Source organism: Streptomyces europaeiscabiei (genome assembly GCF_001550375.1).
GTDB lineage: Bacteria > Actinomycetota > Actinomycetes > Streptomycetales > Streptomycetaceae > Streptomyces > Streptomyces europaeiscabiei.
Genome location: NZ_LRTR01000698.1, coordinates 1 through 6,778, shown reverse-complemented (window position 1 = coordinate 6,778; position 6,778 = coordinate 1). Strand labels below are relative to the sequence as shown.

The following is a 6,778-nucleotide window of genomic DNA, read 5'->3' as shown; positions in this document are numbered from 1 at the left end:
GCTTCCGCCCGCGCGTCGCCGGCTGGGGTCCCGGCCGCCGACTCCCCCGTCCCCACCGTCCCGACCGACGGACTGCTGAATCCCACCGGCCCGGACGGGCCTTCCTCCGCCGCGTCCAGGTTCAGGAGCTGCACGGCGCTCCGGCCGACCTGTTCCACCAGCGGGCCCGGCAGCCAGCCCGCCGTCACCAGGCGGGCCGCGCCCTGGGGGGCCAGGGCGCGGGCGACCTCGTCGGGGGCGGGGCGGGTGGCGGGGTCCTTGGACAGGCAGTGCTCGACCAGGTCACGCAGGTCGCCCTCCAGGCCGTCCAGTCGGGGCGCCTCGTGGACGACCTTGTAGAGGAGGGCGGCGGAGGAGTCACCGGGAAAGGGGGACTGACCGGTCGCTGCGTACGCGAGGACCGCGCCGAGGGAGAAGACGTCCGCCGCACCGGTGATGCCCTTGCCGAGGATCTGCTCGGGAGACATGTAGCCGGGGGAGCCGATCGAGACACCCGTCGAGGTGAGCGAGGCCGTGCCGTCCGTGGCGCGGGCGATGCCGAAGTCGATGAGGAGGGGGCCGTCGACGGTGAGCAGCACGTTCGACGGCTTCACGTCCCGGTGGACCAGACCCAGCGCGTGCACCGCCGAGAGTGCTTCCGCCAGGCCGGCGCCCAGGACCCGTACCGAGTGCGGGGGCAGCGGGCCGCTGTCCGCGATCGCCGCCGCGAGGGACGGGCCGGCCGCGTAACCCGTCGCCACCCACGGGACCGACGCCTCCGGGTCCGCGTCCAGGACGGGGGCGGTCCAGGAACCGCCCACGCGGCGGGCCGCGTCGACCTCACGGCGGAAGCGGGCGCGGAACTCCTCGTCGAGGGCGAAGTGCGGGTGCACGATCTTGACGGCGACGGTACGGCCGCCCGCGCTGCGCCCCAGATAGACGCGGCCCATCCCGCCGGACCCGAGCCGGCCGAGCAGCCGGTAGGGCCCCACGACCGTGGGCTCGCCGACATCGAGCGGTTGCATGGGCGACACCTCCCCCGTACGTCTCCCGCGCGTCACCCCGTACGAACTCTCCACGACGCACGACTCCCCAGCAGCGTAGTGCCGTACGCCCGAATGGGAATGCGAACGTCGGCTGCCGATGCCACAGAACGGGGAATTCGTCAAACGAAATTCCGGGAACTTCGCCGGGACTTCGGGAGGAAATGTTCAGGAAAGCAGGTCGACCTTCACGTCCGCCGGAAATCCGGTGGTCGGGCCGACCCGCCGCGCGAACTCGGCGACCGCGCTCAACTGGGGCCCGCCGAAGCGGAAGTCCAGGGTGGTGAAGTACCGCTCCAGGACCTGCTCGTCGAAGGCCTCCCAGCGGGCCGCCTGCTCGGCGACCTTGGTCACCTCGGTCAGGGACAGGTCGCGGGAGGCCAGGAACGCCTCGTGCACCTTGCGGGTGACCTCCGGCTCCCGCTCCAGGTAGTCCCGCCGCGCCGCCCACACCGCGAAGACGAACGGCAGCCCCGTCCACGCCTTCCACATGGCGCCCAGGTCGTGCACCTCCAGCCCGTAGTTCGGGCCGTCGAGCAGGTTGGCCCGCAGCGCCGCGTCACCGATGAGCACCGCCGCCTCCGCCTCCCGCATCATCAGCGGGAGGTCGGGCGGGCAGGTGTAGTACGACGGCTGTACGCCGACGCTCTCGGCGAGCAGCAGTTGCGCCAGGCGGACGGAGGTGCGCGAGGTGGAACCCAGTGCGACACGTGCGCCGTCCAGGCGTTCGAGGGGCACCTGGGAGACGAGGACGCAGGACATCACCGGCCCGTCGCAGCCGACGGCGATGTCGGGGAAGGCGACCAGGTCGTCCGCGTTGCGGAGGAACTCGACGAGCGTGATGGGCCCGATGTCGAGGTCCCCGCGCACCAGCTGCTCGCTGAGCTTCTCAGGGGTGTCCTTGGTCAGCTCGAAGTCGAGGAGCGTGCCCGTTCTCGCGAGCCCCCAGTACAGGGGCAGGCAGTTCAGGAACTGGATGTGGCCGACGCGCGGCCGGTTGCGAGAATTGTCCACATCGCGAGGCTAGCCCTCATGGGATACGGTGCGGGCTCCGGGGGCCGAGAGAGGCTCGCTAAACCGGATGTGCACCACGTGTCAATACTTTCGACGGCGTGTCGTTCGCGAGACCGCTGGTGCAGAAGAGGCGATGCGTCAACCCGCGACTCGAGCCGGTCAAACATCCGGGTGACGTGATCTAGCCCTCTATTGCATTCCCCGGACTGCGTGCTAGGCTCGCCGCAAGTTGCAGTTTGGTTTCCCTTGCAGTACAGAGCCTGCGGAGCATGTAACCGCGGGCTCTCGTCGTTTTCAGACGTATGCAGTTGTGCGGCATCTTGTTTTCACACTTGCAGGGTTCTGGAGCAGGGCAAACCCTTTGGGCCCAAGGAGGGCTTATGGCTACCGGAACCGTGAAGTGGTTCAACGCCGAAAAGGGCTTTGGCTTCATCGCCCAGGAAGGTGGCGGTCCGGACGTGTTCGTCCACTACTCCGCCATCAACGCGAACGGCTTCCGTTCGCTGGAGGAGAACCAGCAGGTCTCCTTCGACGTGACGCAGGGCCCGAAGGGCCCGCAGGCGGAGAACGTCACGCCCGTCTGATCGAGGGATGCCCCTCTGACGACGTCTGAGAGCAGTACCCAAGGAGCCCCTTGCCTTTCGGCGAAGGGGCTCCTGCCTTTTCCCTCCTACAAGTGCTGCATCACGAGTACGAACGTCGTCCCGGGCGCCAGCGCCTCGTACGAGTGCGGTACGTCGCCCCGGAACGCCATGTAGTCCCCGGGGCCGAGTTCGACCTCCTCGCCCCTCGGGCCCGCCTTCACCCGGCCCGTGCTCACGGTGAGGTGCTCCACCGTCCCCGGAATGTGCGGCTCCGACTCCCGTACCGACCCCGGTTCGAGGTGGGTCCGGTAGATGTCGCGTCGCGCACCCGGCGGGCTCGCGGACAGCAGGACCGCCGTGTAACTGGAGTGCTCGGAGTGGACGGTGGGCCCCTCGCCCGCCCGGACCACCTGCACCGCCGGGACCGGCGGTTCGATCAGCGCGCTGAACGGCACCCCGAGCGCCACGCCCAGCGCCCACAGCGTCTCCATGCTCGGATTGCCGCTCGCCGACTCCAGCTGCGACAGCGTCGACTTCGCGATCCCGGCGCGCTTGGCCAGCTCGGAGAGGGAGAGGCCGGCACGGGTGCGCTCCCGGCGGAGTGCGGCGGCGATCCAGTCGAGGGGAAGGCGGGACGGGGGCCGCCCCCCGTCTCCGGACACCGCGTCCGACATCCCGCTCGCTCCGCCCGCTTCACCCGCTCCACTCATCCCACCCACTCCGTTCGCCACAGAAGTACGAACGTTCGCCTTGACGAACGACCCGTCTGCTGATCATTGTAGAAAACATGCGTTCGCCTCTCCGAACACTCCAGGTTCATGATCCCGCGCTGCTCCGGGACATCTCGCTCGTCTGCCTCGCCGGCGGGGTGGTCGGCGTCTCCTTCGGCGCGATCTCGGTGGCGGGCGGGCTGCCGGTGTGGGTGCCGGTGGTGATGTCGCTCGTCGTGTACGCGGGTGCGGCGCAGTTCAGCGCGGTGGGGGTCCTGCTGGCCGGGGGCGGACCGTTCGCGGCGGCGGCGACGGGTCTGCTGCTCAACACCCGCAACGCGGCGTTCAGCCTGGCGGTCGCCGATGTGCTGGGGCCGGGGAAGGCCGCCCGCTTCGTGGGCGCGCACCTCGTCACCGACGAGACGGTGGCCTTCGCCCTGGCCCAGCGCGATCCCGTACGGCGCCGGGCCGCGTTCTGGATCTCGGGGCTCGGCCTCTTCACGGTCTGGAACGTGTGCGTCCTGGCCGGGGCCCTCGCCGGTACCGCGCTGGGCGACACCGCCACGTACGGCCTCGACGCCGCCTTCCCCGCCGTGCTCGCCGCGCTGGTCCTGCCCGCCCTGCGGGAGGAGCCGCCCGTACGGCGGGCCGCGCTGCTGGGGGCGGTGGTGGCGCTGGCGGCGACTCCGGTGACGCCCGCGGGCGTCCCCGTGCTGCTGGCGCTGGCCGGGCTGGTCGCGTGGCGGGCGTCGGTGAATGGGGCGGACGGCTCCGACACGACGGATGGCTCGGACGCGGCGGATGCGGCGGACGGGAGGGTGTCGTGAGTCCGGTCGTCGGCGCGATGGTGGTGCTCGCCGTGGGGACGTACGTCTTCCGGCTCACCGGGCCCGCGCTGCAGGGGCGCATCGAGATCCCCGCCCGGGTGCGGGAGTTGCTGGCCGGGGCCGCCGTGGTGCTGCTGGTGGCGTTGCTGGCCACGGGCGCCCTGACCGAGGGCGGCGGTTTCGCCGGGTGGGCACGGCCCGCCGGGGTGCTGGTGGGCGGGGCGCTGGCGTGGCGGAGGGCGCCGTTCGCGGTGGTGGTACTGGGGGCGACGGCGACCACGGCGGGGTTGCGGGCGGTCGGGGTCGGTTAGCCGGACCTACCGAAGTCGCACGACTCCGACGCCGGCCGCGTGGAAATCACTGCCTCGCTTGCCTCACTCGCCTCACTTGCCTTACGTACCTCACTCGCCTCCCTGCCTTCACGGGGCCCGCCGGGCGCCCTGTGCGACCAGTTCCTCCAGGACCCGCCGGACCCGGATGCCCGAGCCGAGGTCGGGTTCGAGTCCCTTGCCCTTGAGGAGGGCGGTGAGGGAGGCCTGGACGACCTCGGCGCCCTCGGGGGCGACCCGCTCGGAGACCTCCAGCCACTCCAGAGGGACGCCCTCGGCGTCGCCGTCCCCGGCGGGCAACGTCCAGTGCTCCAGGGTCACTTCGTGATGGTCGAGGCGTACGCCGTGCCGTCGGACCGTGTGGACGGGGCCGAGGACGTCGAGTGAGCCGAAGCCGACGTCGATGTCGGCGCAGTCGGCGAGGAAGGCACGCTGGCTGTCGGAGAAGACGCGGTCCAGCGGCTCGGCGCCTGCGGCGGCGGCCTCCACGGCCGTACGCCCGCAGTCGGAGACGAAGGTGGCGGAGAGGACCCGGCGGTCGCCCGACCAGGCGCCCGCCAGGTGGAAGGAGTCCGGTCCCCGCTCACGGAAACGCAGCCAACGTTCCGAGAGCCGGGACCGGCGACAGGGCCGCAATTCCGCGGTCACGGCCCCGCCCCGCCCGCTCCCCGCCCGAAGGCGCAGGATCAACCCCGCATCCAGAAGCGGCAGTTGTCCTGGCGCCGCGGAGCGGGCGAGGTTCTCACAGAAGTAGACGCGGCGCCGGGCTCCCCCGGTGTCCGGCGCCAGCGCCCCAGTCGCGGCGGCCGCGCCCGCACCCGAGAACGTCACCTTGAGCTCGACCGAGTCGAGCCGGTCGGGTCCTGAGGTGAGATCCCCGCGTCCCTCGGATGCCGGCATGGGCCGTCCCCCTGGTTCCGCGACCTGGTTCATTCCCCTGATTTCCCTATGTGGTGCGTACCCCTTGTGGTGCGTACCCCTTGTGGTGCGTACCCCCGGTGGTGCGATCCCCCTGCGGTGCTGTTGCGCAAAACCATTGAAGGCCCGGGGCGGCCCCCCTCGCTTCCGGGAAGTCCCTACATCTCCCCTGACGACTCCCCCTGGGGGCATGATGGACGGGCGGGGCCGGGCGCAGGCGGGCACCAGGGGGTGGCGCATTGTTACGGGGACTCGTCGGTCGGGAGCGGGAACGCCGGCTGATGGACGACCTGCTCGTGGCAGGTGGGGCGGGTGGGGCGGCGCTGTTGCTGTGGGGTGAACCCGGCATCGGAAAGACCGCCCTGCTGGACTACGCGGCGGAGCGAGCGACAGCCGGAACGTCCGGCGCGGCCCCCGGCACGATCCTGCGCGCCCGGGGCATCGAGACCGAGACCGTGCTCCCCTTCGCCACCCTCGGCGACCTACTGATGCCCCATTCATCCCTTTTCAGGGAACTCCCCGGCGTCCAGCGCTCGGCCCTGGAGTCCTGTCTGGCCCTGAGCGGCGACCCGGCGGACCCGCCGGGCAATCCGTACGCCGCCTGCATGGGCGCCCTCAACGTCCTCGCGGCGCTCGGCGACGAGCGCCCGGTCGTCATCCTCGTCGACGACCTGCACTGGGTGGATCCCTCCTCCCAGCGCGTCCTTCTCTTCGTCGCCCGCCGCCTGTCCAGCGAACGGGTCGCCCTCGCTCTCGGCTCCCGCGAGGACCACGGCGAGTCGGGCCCCCGCCGCTCCATCCCCACCGTGCAGGTCGGCGGGTTGGCGCCGGAGGAGTGCGCCACCCTGCTGGACGGCCGCGTGACACCCCACGTGCTCGCCGACCTCGTCCGCATCAGCGGTGGCAACCCGCTCGCCCTGCGGGAGATCGCGAGCGGGCTGACGGACGAACAGGCGCGCGGTGAGCGGCCGTTGCTGGACCCGCCGTCCCTCGGCAGTCATCTGGAGCGCGCCTGGGCGGCCCGTATCGACGGCCTGCCGGATCCCGCCCGCCGGGCGCTGGTCGTGCTGGCGGCCGGCCGTTCCACGGCGGCGGGCCCGCTGCGGAAGGCGCTGGAGGCGGCCGGTCTCTCCCTCGACGCGCTCTCCCCCGCCGAGGAGGACGGCCTGATCACGGCCACGGCGGACGGGCTGGACTTCCACCACCCGGTGCTGCGCGCACTGGTGCTGGGCCGTGCCCCCCTCGCACACCGGTACGCCGCGTTCCAGGCGCTGGCCGAGGTGAGTACGGGCCCGCTGCACGCCTGGTACCGGGCGTCCGCGACCCCCGGCCCCGACGAGGAGACCGCGGCGGCGCTCGCCGAGGCCGCCCGGC

8 protein-coding genes are annotated in these 6,778 nt (G+C 71.9%); 4 read left to right on the top strand and 4 right to left on the bottom strand.

The window, feature by feature from the left end; all coding sequences use genetic code 11:
• A partial coding sequence (locus tag AWZ10_RS34810) for a serine/threonine-protein kinase (RefSeq protein WP_159058456.1) occupies window positions 1–1,004 on the bottom strand: 1,004 nt, incomplete at its 3' end.
• A 186-nt stretch (window positions 1,005–1,190) separates the two neighbouring features.
• The gene (locus tag AWZ10_RS34805) at window positions 1,191–2,036 is read right to left on the bottom strand and encodes a menaquinone biosynthetic enzyme MqnA/MqnD family protein (protein WP_037693104.1); all 846 of its coding nucleotides are present in this window, start codon (window positions 2,034–2,036) and stop codon (window positions 1,191–1,193) included.
• Between the two features lie 380 nt (window positions 2,037–2,416).
• Here AWZ10_RS34805 and AWZ10_RS34800 point away from each other — a divergent pair, with 380 nt between their 5' ends.
• Complete coding sequence (locus tag AWZ10_RS34800) at window positions 2,417–2,620, top strand: cold-shock protein (protein WP_007490911.1); 204 nt, start codon at window positions 2,417–2,419, stop codon at window positions 2,618–2,620.
• 86 nt (window positions 2,621–2,706) lie between these two features.
• Here the strand turns inward: AWZ10_RS34800 and AWZ10_RS34795 are convergent, their stop codons facing one another.
• On the bottom strand, window positions 2,707–3,294 hold the full coding sequence (locus AWZ10_RS34795; protein ID WP_060892999.1) for a helix-turn-helix domain-containing protein: 588 nt from the start codon (window positions 3,292–3,294) through the stop codon (window positions 2,707–2,709).
• 113 nt (window positions 3,295–3,407) lie between these two features.
• Here AWZ10_RS34795 and AWZ10_RS34790 point away from each other — a divergent pair, with 113 nt between their 5' ends.
• On the top strand, window positions 3,408–4,157 hold the full coding sequence (locus AWZ10_RS34790) for an AzlC family ABC transporter permease (protein WP_079104560.1): 750 nt from the start codon (window positions 3,408–3,410) through the stop codon (window positions 4,155–4,157).
• A gap of 17 nt (window positions 4,158–4,174) precedes the next feature.
• A complete protein-coding gene (locus AWZ10_RS34785; protein ID WP_107417557.1) occupies window positions 4,175–4,468 on the top strand; it encodes an AzlD domain-containing protein in 294 nt (97 codons plus the stop codon).
• A 108-nt stretch (window positions 4,469–4,576) separates the two neighbouring features.
• Here the strand turns inward: AWZ10_RS34785 and AWZ10_RS34780 are convergent, their stop codons facing one another.
• Window positions 4,577–5,386: a hypothetical protein gene (locus AWZ10_RS34780; protein WP_060892997.1), complete on the bottom strand. Its 810-nt coding sequence runs from the start codon at window positions 5,384–5,386 to the stop codon at window positions 4,577–4,579.
• A 299-nt stretch (window positions 5,387–5,685) separates the two neighbouring features.
• Between AWZ10_RS34780 and AWZ10_RS34775 the strand changes: the two genes are divergently transcribed.
• Window positions 5,686–6,778, top strand: a 1,093-nt coding sequence (locus AWZ10_RS34775; protein WP_244172646.1) for an AAA family ATPase, incomplete at its 3' end; no start/stop codon positions are given.

Excerpts from the sequence above, each read along its gene's own strand:
- AWZ10_RS34800 (WP_007490911.1), top strand. The coding sequence starts at position 2,417 with ATGGCTACCGGAACCGTGAAGTGGTTCAACGCCGAAAAGGGCTTTGGC.
- AWZ10_RS34795 (WP_060892999.1), bottom strand. The coding sequence starts at position 3,294 with ATGTCGGACGCGGTGTCCGGAGACGGGGGGCGGCCCCCGTCCCGCCTT.
- AWZ10_RS34790 (WP_079104560.1), top strand. The coding sequence starts at position 3,408 with ATGCGTTCGCCTCTCCGAACACTCCAGGTTCATGATCCCGCGCTGCTC.
- AWZ10_RS34785 (WP_107417557.1), top strand. The coding sequence starts at position 4,175 with ATGGTGGTGCTCGCCGTGGGGACGTACGTCTTCCGGCTCACCGGGCCC.
- AWZ10_RS34780 (WP_060892997.1), bottom strand. The coding sequence starts at position 5,386 with ATGCCGGCATCCGAGGGACGCGGGGATCTCACCTCAGGACCCGACCGG.